This is a genomic window from Streptosporangium sp. NPDC023615 (assembly GCF_040640155.1).
GTDB lineage: Bacteria > Actinomycetota > Actinomycetes > Streptosporangiales > Streptosporangiaceae > Streptosporangium.
The window spans coordinates 35,842-58,827 of the sequence record NZ_JBFABE010000039.1; the positions used below are offsets into that span (position 1 = coordinate 35,842).

The window sequence follows — 22,986 nt, forward strand, 5'->3', positions numbered from 1 at the left end:
ACTAGACCAGGACCGGCTGTCGCGGGACCCGACGGCTCATACGCCGGCGACGAACGCAGACGCCGAGCAGGGCGGCGCCGAGGAGCGCCTGGATCGCCAGCGAGGCCGGTGTCACGGCGAGCAGCAGCGGCACGTTGCCGAGAACCGCGACGTCCACCCCGGCCGTCGCCCACAGCACGGGGCCGAGGGGGAGCCCGCCCATGCCGAGATCGACGACGGGGATCGAATGGTCGATCGGGCCTCGCCGTGCCATGCGCAGGGCTCCCGCGGCGAGACCGGGGGCCGCCGCCGGAGCGAACAGGCAGCTCCAGGCGGGCAGGAAGCCCGCCACGACCAGCAGGGCCAGGGCCAGGCCGGTCCACAGGAGCGCGAGGACGGCGGGCATCACGACCCTGGTGGCGGACCCTCCCATGGTGAACAGGCGGGCCAGCTCGGGGTGCTGGGCGTCCCAGCGCGCCCCGGCGGCCGCGGTCGTCGCGGCGGCCAGGCCCCCGCAGAGGAGCACGGCCACCGCCAGGCCCGTCGTCCCCCCTGCGGAGCGGACCAGGACGGGCAGCGCGGCCAGGACGGTCAGGACGGCGAGCCGGCCCGGACGGCGGCTCAGCATGCGCGCGTCCGACAGCACCATCGCGGCCCGGCCGGTGACGGGCCAGGGACGTGAACGCAGCCGCCTGGACCGCCAGAACCGTTCCTCGGCGATCGACGTCAACGCGGTCGGTTCGAGGTTGTAGGAGGAGGCGACCAGCGTGCCCATCCGGGCCGAGGCGTCCAGCAGGGCGCGTGAGGGGAAGCCCGCCAGCGCCCGCCATGCCCTCCACGTCAGGAGGGCCGCGACCACCGGGGCCGAGAACGCCGCCGGGACGAGGGGCGGATCGGGGAGGGGCGGGCGCAGCAGGACGAGCGCCCCCGCCGCCACGAGCAGGAGGACCGCGGTGAACCGGAGCCAGTCGCGCCTCGCCTCGGCGGTCTGGAGCAGCACCCCCGTCGCACCCGCGGCGACCGTGACGGAGACGCCCAGGGACACGTGGGCGATCACGTCCCGGCCCCCGCCGGACACGGCCGCCCCCAGGCAGCCCAGGACCAGTCCGGCGACGGCCGAGGACGCCAGGAGCACGGAGGCGTTACGGGTGAGCACCCGGCGCCGGTTCAGCGGGGAGAGGACCAGCCAGCGCACGTCGGCCGGCGACGACACCACCGGTCCCGTCCAGGCCAGGAGCATGAGGAGGCCGGACAGAAGGGTCAGGAGGAGGGCCGGGCCCAGCGCGGCGCTGTCCAGCCCCGCCCCGCCGAAGAGCCAGGAGGAGAACCGGACGAGCTGGGGGACGCCGATCGCGGCGACGAGCCCCAGGGTGATCAGCCGGTAGTACGCTCGCTGCCACCCCGGCTCCCGGGCCGTCGACCGGCGACGCCGGGTGAGCCGGGCGACCGTCGTCACGTGGGCCCCGCGCCGTGGAGCGTGACCACGCGGGCCCCCGCGGACTCGGCGAGCCGCGCGTCGTGCGTCGCCATCACGAGGGTGCCCCCGTCCCCGGCGTACTTCGCGAGCAGGGCGCCGAGGCTGCCGCGGAAGGTCTGGTCCAGACCCTGCTCGGGCTCGTCGAGCAGGAGGAGACGACTCGGCCTGGCCAGCATCGCGGCCAGTGACAGCCGTTGCCGCTGGCCGGTCGAGAGCGTGATCGGGGCGACGTCGGCCCGGTCGGACAGGCCGAAGGTCTCGAGCAGCGCCTCCGGCTCCGGGCACGAGTCCCCGACCGGCGCGTGGATCCTCCTGACCAGCTCCAGATGCTCACGGACCGTGAGCCACGGGTACCACGCCTGCTCGTCGGTGATCAGGCCGACGTCGCGCCAGAACGTCTCGTCGTCCCTCGGCGGGGCTCCGAGGACCAGGATCTCCCCCCGCTCCACCCGTTCGAGACCGGCGAGGCAGCGCAGCAGGGTCGACTTCCCGGCGCCGTTCACGCCCGTCAGCGCGACGACCTCGCCCTGGTCCACCCTGAGGTCGAAACGGTCGAGGACCGTGAGACCGCCGAATGTGACGCACACGCCTTCGGCCGTCACCACCGGCACCCGGTCGTCGCCGGTTCCGGGCCGGGGGGTTCGGGCAGCCCGGGACATCGATTTCCGATCTTCTGGATGGGGGCGGACGCCTCGCAGCCTATCCCCGGGACGGCCGGACCCGGTCGTCGTGACCACCCTAGGGGGTTCGCCTCCTCGGGCGGCGCCCGCGCCGGACCGCCGGGTGCGCCAGGTGCCGGAGGAGGGCCAGGCCCGCGAGCAGGGCCACCAGCGCGCACACCCCCGGCCAGCCGGCGCGCCCGTAGGCGCCCGCCCCCAGCCACGACCCGGTGGCGCCGCCGGCGTAGGCGCACGTCATGTACGCGGTGTTGAGCCTGCTGCGCGCCTCGGGACGCAGGCCGTAGATGCGGACCTGGTTGGCCACCATCCCGGACTGCATGGCGACGTCCAGCAGCAGGGTCCCCAGCACGAGCCCGGCCAGGCCCGCCGCGCCGCCGAGGCCACCGGCCGCCAGCACGAGCGCCGAGACGGCCGCCCCCGCGAGGCAGACGAGGTTGACCGCGTCGGGCCCTCGGCGGTCCACCTGACGCCCGGCGATCGGCGTGCACACCATCGTGCCCGCGTTGACCAGGGCGAGTGCCCCGACCGCCGAGGCGCCCAGGCCGTACACCGGACCGCTCAGCAGCAGTGCGACCGCCGTCCAGACCGCGGAGAAGGCGGCGAAGACCGCGGTCTGGTACACGCAGGAGCGGCGCAGCTCCGGCTCGGCGCGCAGCAAGCGCGCCGAGCCGGCCAGCAGCGCCGGATACCGCTGCGCCGACGGCGGGACCGTCTGCGGCAGTACCCGTGCCAGCAGGAACGCGACGCCCAGGACCAGACCCGCGGACACCAGGTACGGTGCGCGCCATCCCAGCCGTTCGGCCAGGGCCCCGCCGAGCGCGCGGGAGAGCAGCATGCCGCCGATCGACCCGCTCAGCAGCGTGCCGGCGACCACCCCGCGCCGGTCCGCGCCCACCAGCCCGGCCGCCATCGGGCCGATGATCGGCGCGACGACGGTCGTGAGGCCGACCGGCACGCTCGCCGCGAGCAGCGCCCCCAGCGTGGGCGCCGCGCCCGCGGCCACGAGGCCCGCCCCGGTCAGGACCAGCAGGGTGACGATCAACCGGCGGTGCGGGAGCCGGTCGCCGAGCGGCACCAGCAGGAAGATCCCGGCGGCGTACCCGAACTGCGTCGCGGTCACCACCGGCGCCGCGGCCTGGGCGGTGACGTCCAGGCCGGCGGCCAGGGAGGGGAGGACTGCCTGGGGGAAGTAGACGTTGCCGACCGCCACCCCGCAGGCGAGGGCCAGCAGGAAGATCACCGGCACGGTTCCGCCTCCCGGCCCGCGGGCGGCACCGGGGACCCGGCCGTGAGGGGGGACGGTCCGCGCCGGGCCCCGTGACCCGCCGACGAGGAGCGTGCCGCTCGCGGGGCGAGCGGGGCGAGCACGGCGAGGGGGGCGAGGGGGGCGAGCGGGGCGAGCGGGGCGAGGGGGGCGAGCGGGGCGTGACGTTCGAGATCCGGGTGTTCCATACGGAGAAGTCCACGCCCGCGGGACCGGGCCGCCAATCGATGTAGCGTGGAGCTTAATGATCAGTTTCGAGCTCGGCGTCGAGGACCTCGCGGACACGCGGTTCGCCCTCTCCTGCCTGAACGAGACGGTGTACAGCCTGCGGGTGCTGCGCGATCCCGGCCTGCACGCGCTGCACCTGCCCTGGCGCGCCTCCGTCCTCGGCCGCCTCGACCCGCGTGACGCCGACCGGCTGGTCGCCCTGGTGGGAAGGAGGCTCGCCCTCCCCGACTTCCTGACGCCCCGGCCGGCGGCCTTCGCCGCGCCCCTGCCCGAGGCGATGTCCCTGGTACGCGGCACACCACCGTGGATCGTCCGCCGGGACCTGGAGGCCGCGCTGATCGAGGGGCCGATCCCCGCCGACGACGCCTCCGCGGCCCGGTTCCGCGACGACACCTGCGACCTGCTGCGGCGCTACTGGGAGCTGGCCGTCGAACCGGTGTGGCCGCGGATGCGGCTGGTGCTGGAGGCCGACATGACCTACCGGGCGCGGCGGCTGGCCGTGGGCGGCGCCCGGCTGCTGTTCGCCGACATGCACCCGAACCTGCGCTGGCACGAGGGGGTGCTGCACATCGACAAGATGATCGGCCGGCACCGGGTGGCCGCGTCCGGCCGGGGACTGCTGCTGATGCCCTCGGTGTTCGCCCACAAGCCGGCGCCGCCGGTCAGCCCCGAGGAGCCGCCCCTGCTGACCTATCCCAGCCGCGCGGTGGCCACCCTGTGGAGTCCGGCGCCGGTCCCGGACGCGACGGCGCTGACCTCGCTGCTCGGCGCGCCCCGCGCGGCGCTGCTCGGCCTGCTGGCGGAACCGCTGCCGACGGTGGAGCTCGCCCGCCGCCTGGGGGTGACCCCCAGCGCCGTCTCCCAGCACCTGCGTGTGCTGTACGCCACGGGCCTGGTCACCCGGGCCCGTGACGGACGGCACGTCCTGTACCGGCGCAGCCCCCTGGGCGACCGGCTCGCCGCCCAGCCCCACCCCCGTCGGCCCGAGGCCCCCTGATCGGCGCCCGTCCCGCCCCGGCCGGGCCCCGCCGTCCGGCGGGACGCGCCGTCTAGCCCGGTCGAGGGGACGGGACCGGGCTAGACGGCGCGGGCGACGGCGATCGTCGATCCGCCGCGCTGCCCGGCCTCGTAGAACATGTACCGCACGCCGCCGTCGGTGCCGAACGAGGGCGCGGCGGCGCGGCCGTTGTCGGGGGCGCCGGCCAGGGCCCGGTGGAAGAGGCCGAGGTGGACCTCGCGGTCGAAGGCGTCGCCGACCTCGGTGAGGAACATGTTCCCGCTGTTGCCGTGGTAGACGACGTACGTCGTGCCGTCGCGCTTGAGCAGGCTCGGCCCGGACAGGTCGCTCTGGCCGTCGCCGCCCGGCGAGACCAGCGGGCTCGGGTCGAACCGCCAGCTCCTGCCGTCGGACGACCAGCCCCAGAAGATCTTGCGCTTGCCGCCGGTGACGCCCATGAAGACCATGACGTACCGGTTGCCCAGCCCCGGCACCGCGTGCTCGAAGACCCGCGCGTAGGAGGTCTCCGTCGAGCCGGGGATCATCGCGGTGGTCAGCACCGTGCCGTGGTAGGTGAAGTTCACGCCGTCGGCCGAGACGGCGAGCCGGGTGGTGGTGTTCTCGCCGTGGAAGTACATGTGGAACCGGCGCTCGGCGGCGTTCCAGATCATGTGCGGCGACGAGACGTGGCTGACCGAGTAGTGCGGCGCCCAGACGTTGGGGATGACCGGGTTGCCCGGGTACTCGGTGAACCGGCCGCCGAGCGAGTCGCCGTAGGCCAGGCAGATGCCGCCGGGCCGGTCGTGCGGGGCGTAGTAGAGGTGGTAGCGCCCCAGCGGGCGGGCGATCTTGTCGTACATGCCCCGGACACAGGGGAAGATCAGCTCGTCGGTCGGGTTGTAGCGCAGGCTCGCCTTGTCGAACGGCGTGCCGATGTAGCGGTAGCCGGGGAAACCGGCGGGGCCCAGGGCGGCCCGCGCCGTACCGCTCGCGGTCGTGCCCGCGGCGGCGCCCGAGGGCAGCACGAGGCCGAGGCCACCGGTCATTCCGGCCACACCGGCGCCGGCCGCCGCGCGCAGGAGCCCACGGCGGTCCAGGAGGGGTTCAGACATTGGCGTCCCTTCGCCTGCGACTCTCACGGTGAGTGATGGTGAGGACATCTCTCTGATCGCAAAGGCTCGGCCAGGCGCGTCCGTACGTCAAGACGCTAATACGAATTATCACTGGGACGTTCTCGCGAGGGACGGTTCCGCTTCCCCCTCTTGACAGGGGGCGGTGCGCGCTTGCAGGATGACGTCCCACTCCACTAATGCGCATTATCATCAGACGGGACGCTACGGATCGTGACCTCCCCCGGCCGCCGCCTCACCCAGCAGGACATCGCCCGCATCGCGGGGGTGAGCCAGACCACGGTGTCGCTGGTCCTGAACAACAGGACCGACGCCGAGGTGCGGATCGCCCCCGAGACGCGCGAGCGGGTGCTGAGGGTGATCAGGGAGACCGGGTACGTCGCAGACCCGGTGGCCCGGCGCCTGGCCGAGCGGCGCAACCGTATCCTGGGCGTCTTCACCTACGAGGCGGTCTTCCCGACCGCGAGCGCCGACTTCTACCACCCGTTCCTGCTCGGCATCGAGGAGTGCGCCGAGGAGATCGGCTGCGACCTGCTGCTGTTCACCAGCGCCAGGGCGGCGGGGGAGCGTCGCCGGATCTTCAACGAGGACAGCCGGGTGCGGCTGGCCGACGGCTGCCTGCTTCTCGGGCGCGCCGTCGACCGCGACGACCTGGCCCGGCTGCTGGCCGAGGGCATCCCCTTCGTCTCCATAGGGCGTCGCGACGACGCCGGTGCCCCGGTGCCGTACGTGGGGGCCGACTACCCCCCCGCGGTGCGCGCCCTGGTCGACCGGACGGCCCGCCTGGGCCACCGGCGGCTGGCCTACGTCGGCACCGGGGCGGGCGCCGAGTCGCCGGCCGACCGCATGCGCGGCTTCCGCGAGGCGGTCGCCGCCGTCGGCGTCGAGGGGCTGCACGTGCCGGTGACCGGCAGGACCCCCGGCGAGCTGCTGGACGACGTCTCGGCCGCCGGGGTGAGCGCGATCCTCGTCGAGGAGCCCGCCGACGCCGTGGCGATCACGCACGCGGCGGGCGAGCGGGGCCTGTCGGTCCCCGGCGACCTGTCGGTCCTCGCGCTGGGCGCGCCGACCAGGCCGGTCCCCGTCGACGTCGACTTCACCGGGTTCCGCATCCCCCGCCGCGAGATGGGCCGCAGGGCCGTCGAGCTGCTGGCGGAGCTGCTGGGCAACGGCGGCGGGACACCACAGGAACTGCTGAGCTGCGAGCTGGTCGAAGGATCCACGCTCGCCCCGAACCGGAGCTGACCGAACGTTGGAAACCATGACGGGAGAGGCCACGGACGTGGTTGAGACATCTGCGGACGCCGTGGTCGTCGGCGGCGGGCTGGGCGGCGTCGCCGCCGCCCTGGCGCTGCTGCGGGCCGGACGCACCGTGATCCTGACCGAGGAGTACGACTGGCTCGGCGGGCAGCTCACCAGCCAGGCCGTGCCGCCCGACGAGCACTCCTGGGTGGAGCGGTTCGGCGTCACCGCCTCCTACCGTGCGCTGCGCGAGGGCATCCGCCGCTACTACCGCGACCACTACCCGCTGACCGAGCGCTCGCGCGGCTGGCGGGAGCTGAACCCCGGCGCCGGGCACGTCAGCCGCCTGTGCCACGAACCGCGGGTCGCGGTCGCGGTGATCGAGGCGATGCTGGCGCCGTACCGGGGCTCGGGGCGGCTGCGGGTGCTCCAGCCCTACCGGCCGGTCGGCGCGGACGTCGACGGCGACCGGGTGCGGGCCGTGCGCCTGGAGCACCGCGACGGCGGCGGCGAGGTCACGGCCGTCGCGCCGTACGTGCTGGACGCCACCGAGACCGGCGAGCTGCTGCCGCTGACCGGCACCGAGTACGTGACCGGGTTCGAGTCGCAGGGCGACACCGGCGAGCCGAGCGCGCCCGCCCAGGCCCAGCCGATGAACATGCAGGCCGTGTCGGTCTGCTTCGCCATCGACCACGTCGACGGCGACCACACCATCGACCGGCCCGCCGCCTACGACTTCTGGAAGGACTACCAGCCCGCCTTCTGGGGCGACCGGCTGCTGTCCTGGCGCTGCCCGCACCCCAGGACGCTGGAGATCGTGGAACGTTCCTTCACCCCCAACCCGGACGACGACCCGCTGCTGGTGGAGGCCGACCAGCGGCTCAACCCGGGGGACGCGAACCTGTGGACGTTCCGCAGGATCGCCGCCCGGCGCAACTTCGCCGACGGCGCCTACGCCAGCGACATCACCCTGGTCAACTGGCCGATGATCGACTACCTGGAGGGCCCGGTCATCGACGTCCCGGACGCGGCCGGCCACGTGGCCGCGGCCCGCGAGCTGTCCCGCTCGGTGCTGTACTGGATGCAGACCGAGGCGCCCCGCGCGGACGGCGGGACCGGCTTCCCGGGCCTGCGCCTGCGCGGCGACGTCACCGGCGGCGGCGAGGGCGGGCTCGCCCAGGCCCCCTACATCCGCGAGTCGCGCCGCATCCGAGCCCTGTACACCGTGGCCGAGCAGGACCTGTCGATGGCGGTGCGCGGCGACAAGGGCGCGGTGAGCTACGCCGACTCGGTCGGCGTGGGCATGTACCGCATCGACCTGCACCCCTCCACCGGGGGCGACAACTACATCGACGTGGCCAGCTCGCCGTTCGAGATCCCCCTCGGCGCGCTGATCCCGCGGCGGATGACCAACCTGCTGCCCGCGTCGAAGAACATCGGCACCACCCACATCACCAACGGCGCCTACCGGCTGCACCCGGTGGAGTGGAACGTCGGCGAGGCCGCCGGCGCCCTGGCCGCCTTCTGCCTGGACAACGCCACCGTCCCGCACGCCGTACGCCGGGACGAGGCGCTGCTCGCCGACTTCCAGCGGCGGCTGGCCCGCGACGGCGTCGAACTGCGCTGGCCCCAGGTCACGGGTTACTGACCATGCCGCCGACCATGCCGCCGACCATGCCGCCGGCCGCGCCGCGAACCGGATCGCCGGCCGGACCGCCGACGGCGCCACGGGTCGTGCCGCGGGCCGCGCCACCCGCCGGGCGACCGGCCTCCCACCACGACCGCCGGGGGATTCCCAGCAAGGAGAACGAACGATGAGATCATCCGCGAAGCCCGCGGCCGTCGCGCTGGCGGCGCTGCTCACCCTCACCGCGTGCGGCCAGGGCGCCGGGAGCCCCCCCGCGGCGAAGGGGCCGCAGCCGCTGCGCATGACGATCTGGACCTCCAACGAGGCCCACCTGAAGCTGTTCGGCGAGATCGCCGCCGAGTACAGGAAGACCCACCCCGGCGTCGGCGAGATCACCTTCGACCCCCTCCCGTTCGAGACCTACACCACCACCCTGACCACCCAGATCGCCGGCGGCAACGCCCCCGACCTGGCCTGGATCCTGGAGAGCTCGGCACCGGACTTCGTCACCTCGGGCGCGCTCGCGCCGCTGGAGGAGACCCTGAAGAAGACCGAGGGCTACGAGTTCGGCGACCTCACCCCCTCGGCCGTCAAGCTCTGGCAGGCCGACGGGAAGCTGTACGCCTACCCCTTCTCCACCTCGCCGTTCGGCGTGTTCGTCAACACCGACCTGCTGAAGAAGGCCGGCCAGAAGAGCCCCGCCCAGATGATCGAGGACGGTGCCTGGACCTGGGAGAAGGTCGTCGCGCAGAACGCCGCCGTGGCCGGGAGGACCGGAAAGGCCGGCATGGTCGTCCGCGACTTCGACTACAAGGGCTGGGACAACCTCGCCACGGTGTGGGGCGGCTGGGGGGCCCGCGCCTGGAGCGAGGACGGGAAGACCTGCGGGTTCGACAGCCCCGAGATGGTCGAGGCCATGACGTTCCTGCACCGGGCCGTCTTCACCGGCAAGGCGTTCCCCGGCCCCGGCACCGCGGCCGACTTCTTCGCGGGCGACGCGGCCATGACGATCACCCAGATCTCCCGCGCCTCGCTGCTGCAGGACGCGAAGTTCGGCTGGGACCTCGTCCCGCTGCCCGCCGGGCCCAAGGGCGAGTACTCGGTGATCGGCCAGGCCGGGCTGGGGGTGTTCAAGAAGTCCCCGAACGCCGCGGCGGCCGCCGACTTCCTGGCCTTCTTCACCAACCCCGCCAACTCCGCCAAGCTCGCCGCCTACTTCCCGCCGCCCAGGGCCTCCCAGCTCACCGCGGACACGCTGGCCAAGAGCAACCCGCTGCTCAAGCCCGCCCAGCTCCAGCAGGTCGTGATCGCCGGCATCGAGAAGGGCGTGGTCAAGCCCAACCACACCGGCCAGGCCGAGCTCTCCCAGACCGTCCGGGCCGCGCTCGACCCGCTCTGGCGGCCCGAGGCCGACGTCAAGGCCGTGCTGACCGGGGTCTGCGCCAAGATCAAGCCGATGCTGGGGACGTGACGTGACCCCGTCCGCCTCCAAGCTCGCGGTGACCGCCGACCGGGCAGCGCCCCGGCCGGCGGGGGCCGGGCACCCGCACCGGGGCGGCCGGCGGTCCTTCTGGACCGTGCGCCGCCGCGACAACCTGGTCGGGTACCTGCTCGTCACCCCGCAACTGCTCGGCAGCGCGCTGTTCGTGCTCCTGCCGCTCGGGCTGGTGCTCTGGTACAGCCTGCACGAGTGGAACGTGCTGGCCGGGACGTTCGAGTTCGTGGGCCGGGAGAACTACGACAGGCTGCTGGCCGATGCCAACCTGCGCGAGGTGCTGAGCGGCACCGCGCTGTTCTCCGCCGGCCTGGTGGTGCTCAACCTCGCCCTGGCCCTCGTCCTGGCGATCCTGCTCAACCAGCGCCTGGCCGGCACCACGTTCTTCCGCACGGTGTTCTTCTCCCCGGTGGTGGTCTCGCTGGTCGCCTGGACCATCGTCTGGCAGTTCCTGCTGCAGGACGACGGAGGCCTCAACGGCCTGCTCGGCGTCGCCGGGATCGACGGGCCGAACTGGCTGCGCGGCGAGGGCACCGCGATGACGTCGGTGATCGTCGTCCAGGTGCTCAAGAACGTCGGCCTGAACATGGTGCTGTTCCTGGCCGCGCTCCAGGGCGTGCCCGGCCAGCTCTACGAGGCCGCCGAGCTGGACGGCGCCGGCGCCTGGACCCGCTTCCGGCGCATCACCGTCCCGCTGATCAGCCCGACCATCCTGCTCACCTCGATCATCACCGTGGTGGGTTCGCTGCAGGTGTTCGCGCAGATCGCGGTGCTCACCCAGGGAGGTCCCGGCATGTCCACGACCGTCCTGGTCTACTACCTGTACCAGCAGGCCTTCCAGTTCCATCACTTCGGGTACGGCGCGACGCTGTCCGTCCTGCTCTTCGCGATCGTGGCGCTGCTCACCGTCGTGCAGTGGCGGATGCGCAGGAGGTGGGTCTTCAATGAGACGTGAGCCGTCGGTCCGTCTGAAGACGCTCCTGTACGGGCTGCTGTGCGTGTTGTGCGTGCCGTTCGTCTTCCCGACCTGGTGGATGGTCACCTCGTCGTTCAAGCCGATCGCCGAGATCTTCGCGTTCCCGCCCAGGCTGCTGCCCGCCGACTGGGACCTGTCGGCCTACGGGCAGGTGTTCGAGCTCCAGCCCTTCGCCGTCCAGTACGTCAACAGCCTCTACATCGCCCTGGTCGTCACGGCCGGGACCATGGCGGTGGCGGCCATGGCCGGGTACGCCTTCGCGCGCATCCGCTTCCCCGGCCAGAACGCGCTCTTCGTGGTGGTGCTGCTCGGGCTGCTCATCCCGAGCGAGGTCACCATCGTCCCGCTCTTCCAGATGTTCCACGGCCTGGGCCTGACCGACACCCACTGGCCGCTGATCCTGGTGCCGATCCTCGGCGCGCCCGGCGTGCTGGCCACCTTCATCATGCGGCAGTTCTTCATCAGCCTGCCCGGCGAGCTGGAGGAGGCCGCCCGGGTGGACGGGCTGGGCAGGTTCGGCACCTTCTACCGGGTCGCGCTGCCGCTCGCCCGCCCCGCGCTCGGCGCTGTGGCGATCTTCACCTTCCTGCACAGCTGGAACCTCTACCTGGAGCCGATCGTGTACCTCTCCTCGCCGGAGAGGTTCACCCTGCCGCAGGCGCTGACCCAGTTCGTCGACGCCTACGGCGGTCCGATGTGGAACGTCCAGCTCGCCGCGGCCTCGATGACCGCGCTGCCGGTGCTGGTGGTGTTCGTCCTCGCCCAGCGGCAGTTCATCGAGGGCCTGGCCCACACCGGCCTCAAGGGCTGACGGCGCCGCACCCCACCCGGCGGGCCGGGCGCGGCGGGAACGGCCGTCCGGGCGCGCCGGGCGGGGGGTGGTCAGGCGCGCGGGTCGACGACAGGCCGATGTGGACCACCCGCCTGCCCGGCTCCACCAGGTCGGCGGGCAGGCCGGGGGCGGTGGAGGCGTCGTCGACGCCCTCGCCGGCCGAGGAGACCGTCCCGCACCACTCGTGGCCGAGCCGCACCGGGTAGCGGGCGTGACCGTCGTGAAGGTAGCTCATCTGGCCGCCGAAGATCTCCATGTCGGTGCCGCACACCCCGGCCCGCTCCACGTCCACGACGACCTGCCCGGGGCCGGGGACCGGCGGGTCGACCTCCAGCACCTCGAAACGGCGCGGACCGGTCACGACGAACGCTCTCACGGGGCAACCCTACGGACGCCGGTCGCGCGGGTGCTCACCCGGCCTCACGTGGCGGCCTCGCGGACGGGTTCACCGGGCCTCACGGGCGGCGACCCCGCGGGCATCCGTCGCGGGGGGGCTCACCCGGCCTGCGCCGAAGCCCCCACCAGGGTCTCCCCGGCGGCCGTGCGCTGGTAGAGCACCGACCGGCCGGCGCGCCGCCGCCGGACCAGCCCGGCGTCGAGCAGGACCCTCAGGTGGCGGCCGACCGACCCCAGCCCCTGGCCGGTCAGCGCCACGAGCTGCGACGTGCTCATGGGCGTGCCGAGCAGGACCAGCACCCCGGCCCGTGCCGGGCCGAGCAGCCTGCCCAGCGCCTCGGGGGCCGCGGCCCGGTCCGGCTCGGCCAGCGTGCCCGAGCACGGGTAGACCAGGGCGTAGCGCGGCACCGGCGTGTCCGCGCTCCAGGTGACCCAGCCCTGGCCGGGGGTGACCGGGACGAACATCAGCCGGACACCGGCCAGTTCCTGCGGCGGGTAGTCGTGCGTGTTGATCTGCAGCCGGTTCCCGCCCAGCCAGCGCGTCCCCGGGCGCATGCCGTCCAGCACGGCGGCCCAGCCGCCCTGGGTCAGCCGGTCCGTCCGCGCCAGGATGTCGGCCTCCAGGACGCGCCGCCGCCGGGGCCAGTACGGCAGCACCGTCTCCTCCCACACCCACTCCAGCAGGCGGGCGGCGCGTTCGGGCAGGTCGGACCGGTGCAGCGCCGCCGGGAGCGGCCCCCGAAGCGTCGTCCCCACATCCGCCCGCGCGGTCCCGGGCGGCGTCCGCCGGACCCGCTCCACCTCCTCCTCGAAGCCGGGGGAGCCCTCTCCCGCCGGGGCGAGGGTGAGGAAGTCGGCGATCCAGGTCCGCCCCAGCGCGCACCGGACGAGCAGCGCCGTCACCGGGTCGGCGGCCAGGCGCGCCCGGTAGCCGGGCAGGTGGGCCTCCAGCCACCTGCGCTCACCCGGGTGCGCGGCTCTCGCCCGCTCCAGGGCGATCAGGCAGGCCGTGGTCTCGGCCAGCGGGGAGACCACGAACCGGCTCCCCGCGAGGGTGTCGGCGTTGACCTCCCACCAGCCCATCGTTTCGCCTCCCCGCGAAACTCTAACGGCCCGGCGCCGCCGCCGCCGAGACTCCCGGGATGCGCACCTACACGGAACTCTTCGGGACGCCCGAGTTCACGCCCCTGTTCGCGACCGGCGCGGTGCAGGTCGCCGCCTCGACGGTGAGCGGGCTGGCCCTGGGCACGCTCGTGTACGCGGCCACCGGGTCGCCGCTGCTGTCGGCGCTGAGCATGTTCGGCTCCTCCTTCGCGCAGCTGCTCGGGGCGATGGTGCTGCTGTCGGCGGCGGACCGGCTGCGCCCCCGCGCCGCGCTGACCGGGCTGGCGCTGGTCTTCTGCGCGAGCACCGCCGTCCTCGCCGTGCCGGGCCTGCCGCTGTGGGCGGTCTTCGTCCTGATCCTCGGCCAGGGGACGGCCGCCTCCCTGGGCGGCGGGGTCCGGATCGGGTTGCTGAACGAGATCCTCCCCAGGGAGGGGTACCTGCTCGGCCGATCGGTGCTCAGCATGTCCGTCGGCGTCCAGCAGATCTGCGGGTTCGCCGCCGGCGGGGTGCTCGTCGCCGCCCTGTCCCCGCGCGTCACCCTGCTCGTCGGCGCGGGCCTCTACCTGGTCGCCGCGGCCGTCGCGCGGCTGGGACTCGGCGACCGGCCGCCGCGCGTCGCCGGGCGCCCGTCGGTCGCCCGGACCTGGCGGACCAACCGGCTGCTGCTGAGCTCCCGGGCGCGCCGCCGGGTCTACCTCGCCATGTGGGTGCCGAACGGGCTGATCGTCGGTTGCGAGTCGCTCTACGTCTCCCACGACGCCCGGCACGCCGGGCTGCTCTTCGCGTTCGCCGCCCTGGGGATGCTCGCCGGGGACACCGTGATGGGGAGGTTCGTCCCGGCCGGGTGGCGGGAGCGGCTGGCCACGCCGCTGCGGCTGCTGCTGGCCGCGCCCTACCTGCTCTTCCTGCTCTCCCCGCCGCTCCCCGTCGCGGCGGCCGCGGTCGCGCTGGCCTCGGCCGGGTTCTCGGCCGGCCTGATGCTTCAGCAGCGCCTGATGGAGATCACGCCGGAGGAGATGAGCGGGCAGGCGTTCGGGCTGCAGTCCTCCGGCATGCTCGCCATGCAGGGGGTCGCGGCCTCGATCGCGGGCACCGTCGCCGAGTTCACCTCGCCCCCGGTCGCGATGGCGGTGATGGCGGCGGCCTCGATCGCGGTCACGCTGGCCCTGGCGCCCGGTCTGCGGCGGGAGCGGGAGAGGAGCGCCGAGGGGGTGCCGGGCGGGAGGGTCACCGGCCGTTAAAACGTGGTAACGGATCGGGCCTCCGGTCGCCGCCGCCAGAGCCGGAGGGGGCCGCGCGGCACCGGGGTGCGGGACGGCCCGAACCGTGTAACTGTAAAGAAACGGCATCTTCGCGTTCCATTGACACCCGTGCCGCATGGTTCTACTGTCCAGCTCAGATTGTTAAATCGTTTTTGATCCGGAGCCCGGCACCCCCGGGCGCGGGCCTCATCGAGGAGAGATCACGTCGTGCAGCGCGTCTGCTTCCTGCTGAAGGTACGGCCCGAGCGCCTGGACGAGTACCGCGAGCGTCACCGGGCCGTCTGGCCGGAGATGCTGGCAGCGCTCAGCGCCACCGGCTGGCACAACTACTCCCTCTTCCTGCGCGAGGACGGGCTGCTGGTCGGCTACCTGGAGACCGAGGACTTCGAGGCCGCCCGCGCGGCCATGGCCGCGACCGAGGTCAACGCCCGGTGGCAGGCCGAGATGGCGCCGTTCTTCGAGAGCCTCGACGGCCGCCCGGACGAGGGCATGGTCTCGCTCGAGGAAGTCTTCCACCTCAACTGATTCGGGGACCGATCAATGATCAAGGATTCGCTGCGGGCTCAGGTCATCGAGACCCCGTCGTGGGCGTACGGCAACTCCGGTACGCGGTTCAAGGTGTTCGCCCAGCGCGGGGTGCCCAGGGACCCGTTCGAGAAGCTGGCCGACGCCGCCCAGGTGCACGCCTTCACCGGGGTGGCGCCCAGGGTCGCGCTGCACATCCCGTGGGACCGGGTCGACGACTACGCCGCGCTGGCCGAGCACGCCTCCGGCCTGGGGGTGAGGATCGGCGCGATCAACTCCAACGTGTTCCAGGACGACGACTACATGCTGGGCAGCGTGACGAACCCCGACCCGAAGGTGCGGGCCAAGGCGCTGGCGCACCTGCTGGACTGCGTGGACATCATGGACGCCACCGGGTCGGACACGCTGAAGCTCTGGTTCTCCGACGGGATCAACTACCCCGGTCAGGACGACCTGCGCGCCCGGCAGGACCGGCTGGCCGAGGCGCTGGAGCGGGTCTACGGGCGGCTGGGGGAGGGGCAGCGGTTCCTGCTGGAGTACAAGCTGTTCGAGCCCGCCTTCTACGCCACCGACGTGCCCGACTGGGGGACGGCGTACGCGCACTGCCTGAGGCTGGGCCCCAAGGCCCAGGTGGTGGTGGACACCGGCCACCACGCGCCGGGCACCAACATCGAGTTCATCGTGGCGTTCCTGCTGCGCGAGGGCAAGCTGGGCGGGTTCGACTTCAACTCCCGCTTCTACGCCGACGACGACCTGATGGCCGGGGCCGCCGACCCGTTCCAGCTCTTCCGCATCATGTTCGAGGTGATCGGCGGGGGCGGCCTCACCGAGGACGTGGCGTTCATGCTCGACCAGTGCCACAACATCGAACCGAAGATCGCCGGGCAGATCCGGTCGGTGATGAACGTGCAGGAGGCCACGGCCAAGGCGCTGCTGGTCGACCGGGAGGCGCTCGCGGCGGCGCAGGCGTCCGGGGACGTGCTCGGGGCCAACGCGGTCGTGATGGACGCCTACAACACCGACGTACGGCCGCTGCTGGCCGAGATCCGCGCCGAGGCGGGCCTGGACCCCGACCCGATGGCGGCCTACGCCCGGTCGGGCTACTTCGAGAAGATCGCCGAGGAGCGTGTGGGCGGGGCGCAGGCCGGCTGGGGCGCCTGAGGGGCCGCGAGCGGGGCGGCACCGGGAGCGCCCCCACCGCACCGCCCCGCACGGCCCCGTCCCGCACCGCGCCGCCCGCTCCGTCCCGCACCGCGCCGCCCCGTCCCGCCCGGGTGGGCGCGGTACGGGGTGGTGCGGGCGTTGACATCGACGGCGGTCTCCGACACGCTCCGACTGGAATTCGATTCTAAAATTGGAGGCCGGATGAGCGGCATCGTGTCGGGCCGGGTGGTGATCGTCACCGGGGCGGCCCGGGGGATCGGACGCGGCCACGCCCTGGAGTTCGCCCGCCAGGGGGCCCGGGTCGTGGTCAACGACCTGGGGGCCGAGGTGGACGGCACGGGCTCCTCGGAGGGTCCGGCCGGGCAGGTCGTCGAGGAGATCCGGGCCATGGGCGGCGAGGCCGTCGCCAACGGCGAGGACGTCTCCGACTTCGACGGCGCGGGCCGGCTCGTGCGGGCGGCGATCGACCACTACGGCACGCTGGACGTCCTGGTCAACAACGCCGGCATCCTGCGCGACCGGATGCTCGTCAACATGACGATCGACGAGTGGGACGCGGTCGTCCGGGTCCACCTGCGCGGCACGTTCGCACCGCTCCGGCACGCCGCCGCCTACTGGCGCGAGCGCTTCAAGAGCGGCGACGCCGTCGACGCGCGGATCATCAACACCACCTCCTCGTCGGGCATCTACGGCAACCCCGGGCAGGGCAACTACGGCGCGGCCAAGGCCGGCGTCGCCGCGCTCACCGTGATCGCCTCCCAGGAACTGGCCCGGTACGGCGTGACCGTCAACGCCCTCGCCCCCACCGCGCTCACCCGCATGACCGAGAACCTGGTGTCGGGCAGGCCGCGTCCGGTCACCACCGACTTCAACGCCTTCCAGGCCGAGAACGTCGCGCCGCTGGCCGTCTGGCTGGCCAGCGAGGAGGCCAGGGACATCACCGGCCGGGTCTTCAACGTCAGGGGCGGCGTGATCAGCGTGGCCGAGGGCTGGCACGCCGGACCCGAGGTCGACAAGGGCACCCGCTGGGACCCGGCCGAGCTCGGCTCGGTGATTCCCGACCTGGTCGCACGGGCGGCGCCCAACGCCCTCCAGAACGGCGTGATCCCCGGCCGGGAGGGCTGACCTCCCACCCCCCGGCGTTCCCGGCGCCCCGCCACGGTGCCCCCGATCCCCGGCCGCCGGGGCTCCCGGCCCCCGGACACCGGTGCCCCCGACCCCCGACTCTCGGCGCCGGGCCCGGGGGCGAGCGCCCGGTGCCCGGCCCTCAGGCTCCGGCGCGGGACCCGCGGCCGGTCTTCGGGGGCGGGGGCTCGCCGCCGGAGGGCGGGCGGGGGCCGCGGAGCGGGTCCAGGCGGCGGATCAGCTCGATCGCCGCCTCGGTGATCCGCCCGGCCTCCTCCTCGGAGTCGCAGGTGGCCACCTCGCGGCCGGCCTCGCCGATGACCGACGTCAGGACGGCGACGGTGAGCCGGTCCAGCGGGGTGCTGCCCGCGCCGAGCAGGACGGCGTTCTGCCGTACCCACTCACGGCCGCGGGTGCGGCGCAGCAGCTCGAACCCGGGCGGGCCGTCCCCGTCCATGAACAGCCGGGCCAGGTCCCGCCGCTCCCAGGAGCCCTCAAGGAAGGCGCGCGCCCCGGCCGTGAACAACTCCAGCGGATCGCGGACGCCCGAGCGGCGCGCCTCCGACACCGCCGAGGCGGCGTTCTCCTCGTGCTCGGCCTGGTGCCTCTCCCACAGGGCGAGGAACAGCTCGGTCTTGCCGCCGAAGTGGTGGTAGAGGCTGCCCACGCTCAGCCCGGCCCGTTCGACGACGTCGGCGACCCCGGCGTCGGCGAACCCGTGCTCGGTGAAGACCTCCCGGGCCGCCGTGAGCATGCTGGTCCGGGTCTGCGCGGTGCGGCTCCACTCCCAGGCTCCGGGCTTGCGTGTCATCCGTCCCCTTCCCATCCTCCGTCGTACGCCGTCCGTCCGGGGGACGGAAGGGATGTCGCGGTCCCGCCCCGGGGGCCGGCCGCGTCCGGTGCCGTGCTCAAGGGGGCTTCAGGAAGGACTCGGGACCCCGTTGCCGTTCCACCCGCGCCCGGCCAGCACGTCCTCCAGGCGCGGGGCGGGATCGGCGTCGTCGCGCGGCCCGGCCTGGGCGAGCTGGATCAGCACGCCGTGGGCCTCCTTGGGGTGCAGGAACACCTCGCGCCACCTCGGGTCGCCCTGGTTCAGGCCGTGCAGCCGGTAACCGCGCGCGGTGAGCAGACAGACCGCCAGGTCGAGGTCGCGCACGTGGAAGTTGAGGTGGTGGACGCCGCCCCGCCCCCGGGTGAGCTCGAAGAAGCTGTCGAAGAACGAGGAGCCCTCCAGCGGCTCCATCAGCTCGACCTTGCCGCCGCCCGGGTAGGCGAGCTGCATCACCCGGTACCCGCCGGGGTGGTCACCGCCGCCCAGGAAGGTCCCGCCGAGCAGGCCCTGGTAGATCGGCAGGAGGTCCCTGACCCGGGGCGCCGCGACGGCGGTGTGGTCGAAGACCACACCCAGCTCCTGGAGCTCCGGGAGCTCCTGGAGTCCCGGGGCTGCCGGGGGTTCCGGTGAGACGTGCACGTGGGCTCCTCGCGGTCGGGGCCGGGAGGCCGGCCAATCCTAGAACGGAATTCTAGTAGCATCCGCGACGCCCTGTCGTGCCGGTCGCCCGCGGGCCCGCCCGACCTGGAGAAGGGCCGTTTACCCGCGCCACCGCGGGTAGGCGGAAGATCCCTGACACACGGTTGATGAGGAGAGCCCCCGCATGACGATCGAAGGACTGTGGAACTACCGCGAGGGCGTGTACGGTCCCGACGAGACGCTGAGCGTCATCGGTTTCGACGTGGAGGCCGTCGACGGCAAGGTCGGCCTGGTGGAGGAGGAGAGCAACGTGACCGACGACAGCTACGTCGTCGCGGACGTCGGCTCCTGGCTCTCGGGCAGGAAGGTCGTGCTGCCGGCCAGCACGGTGACCCGGATCGACCGCGAGGAGCGCAAGGTCCACATCGCGCGTACCAAGCAGGAGATCCAGGACGCGCCCGAGTACGACGCGGCCACCTACCGTCAGAGCGTCTACCGCCAGGAGCTGGGCGGCTACTACGGCAGGTTCTCCCCGTCGCTCTGAACGACGTCCGGGGCCGCCGGCCGTGCCGGACGGCGGACGGCCCCGGGCGCCCCCGTCGGTACCGGTCGGTGCCGGAGGGTGCGATCCGCAGCTCACGGGGCATGTGAAGGCAGGGTTCGATGTGGGCCTCCCGCCGGCCGGGATCGCCGACGGCCGCCCGGGGCGGGCCCGGCACCACGGGCCCGCCGGGGCGGCCGGCGAGATCGGCGCGGTGACGCGGGGTCCTGAGCGGAGAGGTGTGGCGTGAGATGCCGACGATAGGCCTGGTGGGAACGTTCGACACGAAGGGGCGGGAGTACGCCTGGCTCCATGACCGGCTGCGCGCCCTGGGCTGCGAGGTCGTCCTGATCGACGCGGGGGTGGGGGAGACGCGGCTGCCCGCCGACGTGGCCAACGACCGGGTCGCGCTGGCGGCCGGGGCCGACCTGGCGGCGCTGCGCGCGGCCGGTGACCGCGGGGCGGCCGTCACCACGATGGGCGAGGGCGCCGCGGCGGTCCTGGCGGAGCTGTACGCCCAGGGACGCCTCGACGGAGTGCTCGCCGTGGGCGGGAGCGGCGGCTCCTCGATCGCGGCGCGGGCCGTCAGGGACCTGCCGATCGGGCTGCCCAAGCTCATCGTCTCGACCATGGCCTCGGGGGACGTCTCCCCCTACGTGGGGGCCAAGGACGTCACCATCATGTACAGCGTGGTCGACGTCGCGGGCGTCAACCGGGTCTCCGCGCGCATCCTCGGCAACGCCGCGGCGGCGATCGTCGGCATGGCGAGCGTCCCCGCCCCGGTCGTCGAGGACGACCGCCCCCTGGTGGCCGCGTCCATGTTCGGCGTGACCACGCCCGCGGTCGACGCGGCCCGGCAGCGGCTGGACGAGCTCGGCTACGAGGTGCTCGTCTTCCACGCCACCGGCTCCGGCGGGCAGGCCCTGGAGACGCTGGCCGGCAGTGGCCTCATCGCGGGCGTGCTCGACCTCACCACCACCGAGCTCGCCGACGACCTGGTCGGCGGGGTGCTGTCGGCCGGACCGGCCAGGCTCACCGCCGCCGGCGAGCGCGGCCTGCCCCAGGTGGTCGCCCCCGGCGCGCTGGACATGGTCAACTTCGGCCCCCTGGAGACGGTCCCCGAACGCTTCGCCGACCGGCTGTTCTACGTCCACAACCCGACCGTGACGCTGATGCGCACCACGGCCGAGGAGATGGCCGAGCTCGGCCGCCGGGTGGCCGCCAAGCTGCGGGCCGCCACCGGCCCGGTCGCGTTGTTCGTCCCGCGCGGCGGCGTCTCCGCCCTCGACACGCCCGGCGCGCCCTTCCACGACCCCAAGGCCGACCAGGCGTGCTTCGAGGCCCTGGCCGACGGGGTGCGGGACTCGGCCGTGCAGGTCGAGGAGCTCGACCTGCACGTCAACGACCCCGCCTTCGGCCGGGCCATGGCCGACCGGCTGCACGCGATGATCACACGGGGAGGCGCCGCGTGACCCGGGAGGAGATCCTCGCCCGGCTGCGCCGTACCGTCGCCGAGGGCCGGCCCGTCGTCGGCGCCGGCGCCGGCACCGGGCTCTCGGCCAAGTGCGCCGAGGCCGGCGGCGTCGACCTGATCATCATCTACAACTCGGGCCGCTACCGGATGGCGGGCCGCGGCTCGCTGGCCGGCCTGCTGCCGTACGGCGACGCCAACCAGATCGTCGTGGAGATGGCGGCCGAGGTTCTCCCGGTCGTCACCGACACCCCGGTGCTGGCCGGGGTGTGCGGCACCGACCCGTTCCGGCTGATGCCCAGGTTCCTGGACCAGCTCGCGGCCATGGGGTTCGCCGGGGTGCAGAACTTCCCGACCGTCGGCCTGTACGACGGGGTCTTCCGGCAGAACCTGGAGGAGACCGGGATGGGCTACGACCTGGAGGTCGAGATGGTCCGGCTGGCGCGTGAGCGCGACCTGGTCACCGCCCCCTACGTCTTCGACCCCGACCAGGCCCGGGCCATGACCGAGGCGGGCGCCGACGTGCTCGTCCCGCACGTCGGGCTGACCACCAAGGGCAGCATCGGCGCCGGTACCGCCCTGACGCTGGACGAGGCCGTCGAGCGGGTCCAGGCGATGCGCGACGCCGCCGTGGCCGTACGCCCCGACGTGCTGGTGCTCTGTCACGGCGGGCCGATCGCCGAACCGGCGGACGCGAGCCACGTGCTGGCCCGCACCGAGGGCGTGGTGGGCTTCTTCGGCGCCTCCTCGGTCGAGCGGCTGCCGACCGAGCGCGCCATCACCGAGCAGGTCCGCGCCTTCAAGGAGATCGCCTTCTAGTAGTACTTCGTTAGGTTGGTTCAGGGAAGTCGTATCCGCCGGAGTTCAAGGCGGCTTCGGCTCGGGCGCAGCGGGCTGCGGCCGACGCTGTACTCGCCGAGGAGATCAGGTACATCCACGGAGAGTTCGACGGTGTCCACGGCAGTCCGCGCGTCACCGCCGAGTCGCGCGCGCAAGGTCGCAGGGTCAACCACAGGCGGGTGGCGCGGGTGATGCGCCGCTTCGGCATCGTCGGGCTGCATCTGCGCAAGAAGGTGCGCACCACCGTGCCGGAACCCTCGCATCAGAAGGTGCCCCACCTCATCGGGCGGGACTTCACCGCGCCCGCCCCGAACCGGCGTTACGTCGGTGACATCACGTACCTGCCCGTCGGTGACGGCCGGCTCCTCTACTTGGCCACGGTGCTGGACCTGGGCTCACGCCGGCTGGCGGGCTGGTCGATCGCCGATCACATGCGCACCGAGCCGGTGACCGGCGCACTGCGGGCCGCCGCTGCGACGCCGCGGCGGAGGCGTTCGACGCCCCCTGAAACGCGAGACGCTGCAAGGCGCCCAAGGCTGGTTCTCGGCGCGTGAGGCACGCCTGGCGGTTTCAAGTGGATCACCCGCTACAACACCCGCAGGAGACATTCCACCATCGGCCACCTCAGCCTCATCGGTGATGCGGTCGTGCTGTCCAGGCAGATTCCAGACTCTGTCTGGACAGCACCCCAGCGCGGCCCGTTGCTGCCGTATTCCGGTGGCACCCCACTTGCGGATGCAGCGCGACGCGGCCGCCACCCGAGCGCCTCGTCCGGCTGCTGCGTGACGAGGCGTCCGCGCCGTCCGCGCCGACTCGGCGAACCCTCCGCTCTGTTTCCGTAATATCGAGGTACCGAGCCCCTTCGTGGGCTCGCGCCAGCCGCCCGTCAGATTCACCCGTGCCCGTCGGCAGGTCGACGCTTTCACGCACGTAACGCCAGGCCGTGGTGGTGCCGATCGCGAAGCCCGCGGCCAGCCGGGCGTAGGTGTCACCATTGCGCAGGTGAGCCAGGACCAGCGGCGCCTGCTGGACTGGATCCAACCGACGCCACCAACAGCGGCGCTCGACGCGCTGGCTGTCGAGGCGCCGTCCGACGCCCCCACCACCGGGTGCCCAGCAGCACAACGCTGATGGCGACGTGGCGGGGGACGGCCCGG

21 protein-coding genes and 2 pseudogenes are annotated in these 22,986 nt (G+C 73.5%); 14 read left to right on the forward strand and 9 right to left on the reverse strand.

Annotated features, from left to right (window positions below; all coding sequences use genetic code 11):
- Position 1 precedes the first annotated feature (1 nt).
- The 3 genes from AB0G16_RS24560 to AB0G16_RS24570 all read right to left on the reverse strand — a co-directional run bounded on the left by AB0G16_RS24560 (position 2) and on the right by AB0G16_RS24570 (position 3,382).
- Positions 2 to 1,435, reverse strand: a complete 1,434-nt coding sequence (locus tag AB0G16_RS24560; protein ID WP_362809215.1) for a DUF6297 family protein — start codon at positions 1,433 to 1,435, stop codon at positions 2 to 4.
- Positions 1,432 to 2,043 carry an ABC transporter ATP-binding protein gene (locus AB0G16_RS24565; RefSeq protein ID WP_362809218.1) on the reverse strand — a complete coding sequence of 204 codons (612 nt, stop codon included), beginning with the start codon at positions 2,041 to 2,043 and terminating at the stop codon, positions 1,432 to 1,434. The genes AB0G16_RS24560 and AB0G16_RS24565 overlap by 4 nt, the downstream gene beginning before the upstream one ends.
- Positions 2,044 to 2,194: 151 nt before the next feature.
- The gene (locus AB0G16_RS24570; protein ID WP_362809221.1) at positions 2,195 to 3,382 is read right to left on the reverse strand and encodes an MFS transporter; all 1,188 of its coding nucleotides are present in this window, start codon (positions 3,380 to 3,382) and stop codon (positions 2,195 to 2,197) included.
- A 262-nt stretch (positions 3,383 to 3,644) separates the two neighbouring features.
- Here AB0G16_RS24570 and AB0G16_RS24575 point away from each other — a divergent pair, with 262 nt between their 5' ends.
- A complete protein-coding gene (locus AB0G16_RS24575) occupies positions 3,645 to 4,625 on the forward strand; it encodes a helix-turn-helix domain-containing protein (protein ID WP_362809223.1) in 981 nt (326 codons plus the stop codon).
- Positions 4,626 to 4,705: 80 nt separating this feature from the next.
- Here AB0G16_RS24575 and AB0G16_RS24580 read toward each other — a convergent pair whose 3' ends face one another.
- Positions 4,706 to 5,737, reverse strand: a complete 1,032-nt coding sequence (locus AB0G16_RS24580; protein WP_362809226.1) for a hypothetical protein — start codon at positions 5,735 to 5,737, stop codon at positions 4,706 to 4,708.
- Positions 5,738 to 5,968: 231 nt separating this feature from the next.
- Between AB0G16_RS24580 and AB0G16_RS24585 the strand changes: the two genes are divergently transcribed.
- The 5 genes from AB0G16_RS24585 to AB0G16_RS24605 all read left to right on the forward strand — a co-directional run bounded on the left by AB0G16_RS24585 (position 5,969) and on the right by AB0G16_RS24605 (position 11,906).
- Positions 5,969 to 7,000 carry a LacI family DNA-binding transcriptional regulator gene (locus AB0G16_RS24585; RefSeq protein ID WP_362809229.1) on the forward strand — a complete coding sequence of 344 codons (1,032 nt, stop codon included), beginning with the start codon at positions 5,969 to 5,971 and terminating at the stop codon, positions 6,998 to 7,000.
- Positions 7,001 to 7,037: 37 nt separating this feature from the next.
- The gene (locus tag AB0G16_RS24590; protein WP_362809232.1) at positions 7,038 to 8,645 is read left to right on the forward strand and encodes an FAD-dependent oxidoreductase; all 1,608 of its coding nucleotides are present in this window, start codon (positions 7,038 to 7,040) and stop codon (positions 8,643 to 8,645) included.
- A 166-nt stretch (positions 8,646 to 8,811) separates the two neighbouring features.
- Positions 8,812 to 10,095, forward strand: a complete 1,284-nt coding sequence (locus AB0G16_RS24595; protein ID WP_362809235.1) for an extracellular solute-binding protein — start codon at positions 8,812 to 8,814, stop codon at positions 10,093 to 10,095.
- Between the two features lies 1 nt (position 10,096).
- The gene (locus AB0G16_RS24600) at positions 10,097 to 11,074 is read left to right on the forward strand and encodes a sugar ABC transporter permease (protein WP_362809238.1); all 978 of its coding nucleotides are present in this window, start codon (positions 10,097 to 10,099) and stop codon (positions 11,072 to 11,074) included.
- Positions 11,064 to 11,906 (forward strand): carbohydrate ABC transporter permease, encoded by an 843-nt coding sequence (locus tag AB0G16_RS24605; protein WP_362809241.1) that lies wholly within the window; start codon positions 11,064 to 11,066, stop codon positions 11,904 to 11,906. Before AB0G16_RS24600 ends, AB0G16_RS24605 begins: the two co-directional genes overlap by 11 nt.
- Here the strand turns inward: AB0G16_RS24605 and AB0G16_RS24610 are convergent.
- Both AB0G16_RS24610 and AB0G16_RS24615 read right to left on the reverse strand, forming a co-directional pair.
- The gene (locus AB0G16_RS24610; protein ID WP_362809244.1) at positions 11,896 to 12,303 is read right to left on the reverse strand and encodes an alcohol dehydrogenase catalytic domain-containing protein; all 408 of its coding nucleotides are present in this window, start codon (positions 12,301 to 12,303) and stop codon (positions 11,896 to 11,898) included. The genes AB0G16_RS24605 and AB0G16_RS24610 overlap by 11 nt on opposite strands.
- Before the next feature lie 119 nt (positions 12,304 to 12,422).
- Positions 12,423 to 13,406 (reverse strand): helix-turn-helix domain-containing protein, encoded by a 984-nt coding sequence (locus AB0G16_RS24615; protein WP_362809247.1) that lies wholly within the window; start codon positions 13,404 to 13,406, stop codon positions 12,423 to 12,425.
- Between the two features lie 59 nt (positions 13,407 to 13,465).
- Here AB0G16_RS24615 and AB0G16_RS24620 point away from each other — a divergent pair, with 59 nt between their 5' ends.
- The 4 genes from AB0G16_RS24620 to AB0G16_RS24635 all read left to right on the forward strand — a co-directional run bounded on the left by AB0G16_RS24620 (position 13,466) and on the right by AB0G16_RS24635 (position 17,506).
- Positions 13,466 to 14,671 (forward strand): MFS transporter, encoded by a 1,206-nt coding sequence (locus AB0G16_RS24620; RefSeq protein WP_362809250.1) that lies wholly within the window; start codon positions 13,466 to 13,468, stop codon positions 14,669 to 14,671.
- A gap of 228 nt (positions 14,672 to 14,899) precedes the next feature.
- Positions 14,900 to 15,217: an L-rhamnose mutarotase gene (locus AB0G16_RS24625; protein WP_362809253.1), complete on the forward strand. Its 318-nt coding sequence runs from the start codon at positions 14,900 to 14,902 to the stop codon at positions 15,215 to 15,217.
- A gap of 15 nt (positions 15,218 to 15,232) precedes the next feature.
- Positions 15,233 to 16,378 (forward strand): L-rhamnose isomerase, encoded by a 1,146-nt coding sequence (rhaI, locus tag AB0G16_RS24630; protein WP_362809256.1) that lies wholly within the window; start codon positions 15,233 to 15,235, stop codon positions 16,376 to 16,378.
- 204 nt (positions 16,379 to 16,582) lie between these two features.
- Positions 16,583 to 17,506 (forward strand): SDR family oxidoreductase, encoded by a 924-nt coding sequence (locus AB0G16_RS24635; protein WP_362809258.1) that lies wholly within the window; start codon positions 16,583 to 16,585, stop codon positions 17,504 to 17,506.
- A 142-nt stretch (positions 17,507 to 17,648) separates the two neighbouring features.
- Here AB0G16_RS24635 and AB0G16_RS24640 read toward each other — a convergent pair whose 3' ends face one another.
- Together AB0G16_RS24640 and AB0G16_RS24645 are read right to left on the reverse strand one after the other, a co-directional pair.
- The gene (locus AB0G16_RS24640; RefSeq protein ID WP_362809262.1) at positions 17,649 to 18,317 is read right to left on the reverse strand and encodes a TetR/AcrR family transcriptional regulator; all 669 of its coding nucleotides are present in this window, start codon (positions 18,315 to 18,317) and stop codon (positions 17,649 to 17,651) included.
- A gap of 108 nt (positions 18,318 to 18,425) precedes the next feature.
- Entirely contained in the window at positions 18,426 to 18,977 is a 552-nt protein-coding gene (locus AB0G16_RS24645; RefSeq protein WP_362809265.1) for a VOC family protein, read from the reverse strand.
- 184 nt (positions 18,978 to 19,161) lie between these two features.
- On the opposite strand from AB0G16_RS24645, the gene AB0G16_RS24650 reads away from it, so the two are divergent.
- From AB0G16_RS24650 to AB0G16_RS24665, 4 genes and pseudogenes are all read left to right on the forward strand, one after another.
- Positions 19,162 to 19,521 (forward strand): PRC-barrel domain containing protein, encoded by a 360-nt coding sequence (locus AB0G16_RS24650; protein ID WP_362809268.1) that lies wholly within the window; start codon positions 19,162 to 19,164, stop codon positions 19,519 to 19,521.
- Positions 19,522 to 19,769: 248 nt separating this feature from the next.
- On the forward strand, positions 19,770 to 20,990 hold the full coding sequence (locus AB0G16_RS24655) for a Tm-1-like ATP-binding domain-containing protein (protein ID WP_362809271.1): 1,221 nt from the start codon (positions 19,770 to 19,772) through the stop codon (positions 20,988 to 20,990).
- Positions 20,987 to 21,808, forward strand: coding sequence for a phosphoenolpyruvate hydrolase family protein (locus tag AB0G16_RS24660; RefSeq protein WP_362809274.1), 822 nt, complete (start codon positions 20,987 to 20,989; stop codon positions 21,806 to 21,808). The genes AB0G16_RS24655 and AB0G16_RS24660 overlap by 4 nt, the downstream gene beginning before the upstream one ends.
- A 59-nt stretch (positions 21,809 to 21,867) precedes the next feature.
- Positions 21,868 to 22,671, forward strand: a pseudogene (locus tag AB0G16_RS24665) (IS3 family transposase); the annotation flags it as partial.
- 67 nt (positions 22,672 to 22,738) lie between these two features.
- Here the strand turns inward: AB0G16_RS24665 and AB0G16_RS24670 are convergent.
- Positions 22,739 to 22,954 (reverse strand): annotated as a pseudogene (locus AB0G16_RS24670) (transposase family protein); the annotation flags it as partial.
- Positions 22,955 to 22,986 lie beyond the last annotated feature (32 nt).

Excerpts from the sequence above, each read along its gene's own strand:
- rhaI (WP_362809256.1), top strand. The coding sequence starts at position 15,233 with ATGATCAAGGATTCGCTGCGGGCTCAGGTCATCGAGACCCCGTCGTGG.
- AB0G16_RS24655 (WP_362809271.1), top strand. The coding sequence starts at position 19,770 with ATGCCGACGATAGGCCTGGTGGGAACGTTCGACACGAAGGGGCGGGAG.
- AB0G16_RS24605 (WP_362809241.1), top strand. The coding sequence starts at position 11,064 with ATGAGACGTGAGCCGTCGGTCCGTCTGAAGACGCTCCTGTACGGGCTG.
- AB0G16_RS24615 (WP_362809247.1), bottom strand. The coding sequence starts at position 13,406 with ATGGGCTGGTGGGAGGTCAACGCCGACACCCTCGCGGGGAGCCGGTTC.
- AB0G16_RS24650 (WP_362809268.1), top strand. The coding sequence starts at position 19,162 with ATGACGATCGAAGGACTGTGGAACTACCGCGAGGGCGTGTACGGTCCC.
- AB0G16_RS24575 (WP_362809223.1), top strand. The coding sequence starts at position 3,645 with ATGATCAGTTTCGAGCTCGGCGTCGAGGACCTCGCGGACACGCGGTTC.
- AB0G16_RS24595 (WP_362809235.1), top strand. The coding sequence starts at position 8,812 with ATGAGATCATCCGCGAAGCCCGCGGCCGTCGCGCTGGCGGCGCTGCTC.
- AB0G16_RS24580 (WP_362809226.1), bottom strand. The coding sequence starts at position 5,737 with ATGTCTGAACCCCTCCTGGACCGCCGTGGGCTCCTGCGCGCGGCGGCC.
- AB0G16_RS24620 (WP_362809250.1), top strand. The coding sequence starts at position 13,466 with ATGCGCACCTACACGGAACTCTTCGGGACGCCCGAGTTCACGCCCCTG.
- AB0G16_RS24635 (WP_362809258.1), top strand. The coding sequence starts at position 16,583 with ATGAGCGGCATCGTGTCGGGCCGGGTGGTGATCGTCACCGGGGCGGCC.
- AB0G16_RS24640 (WP_362809262.1), bottom strand. The coding sequence starts at position 18,317 with ATGACACGCAAGCCCGGAGCCTGGGAGTGGAGCCGCACCGCGCAGACC.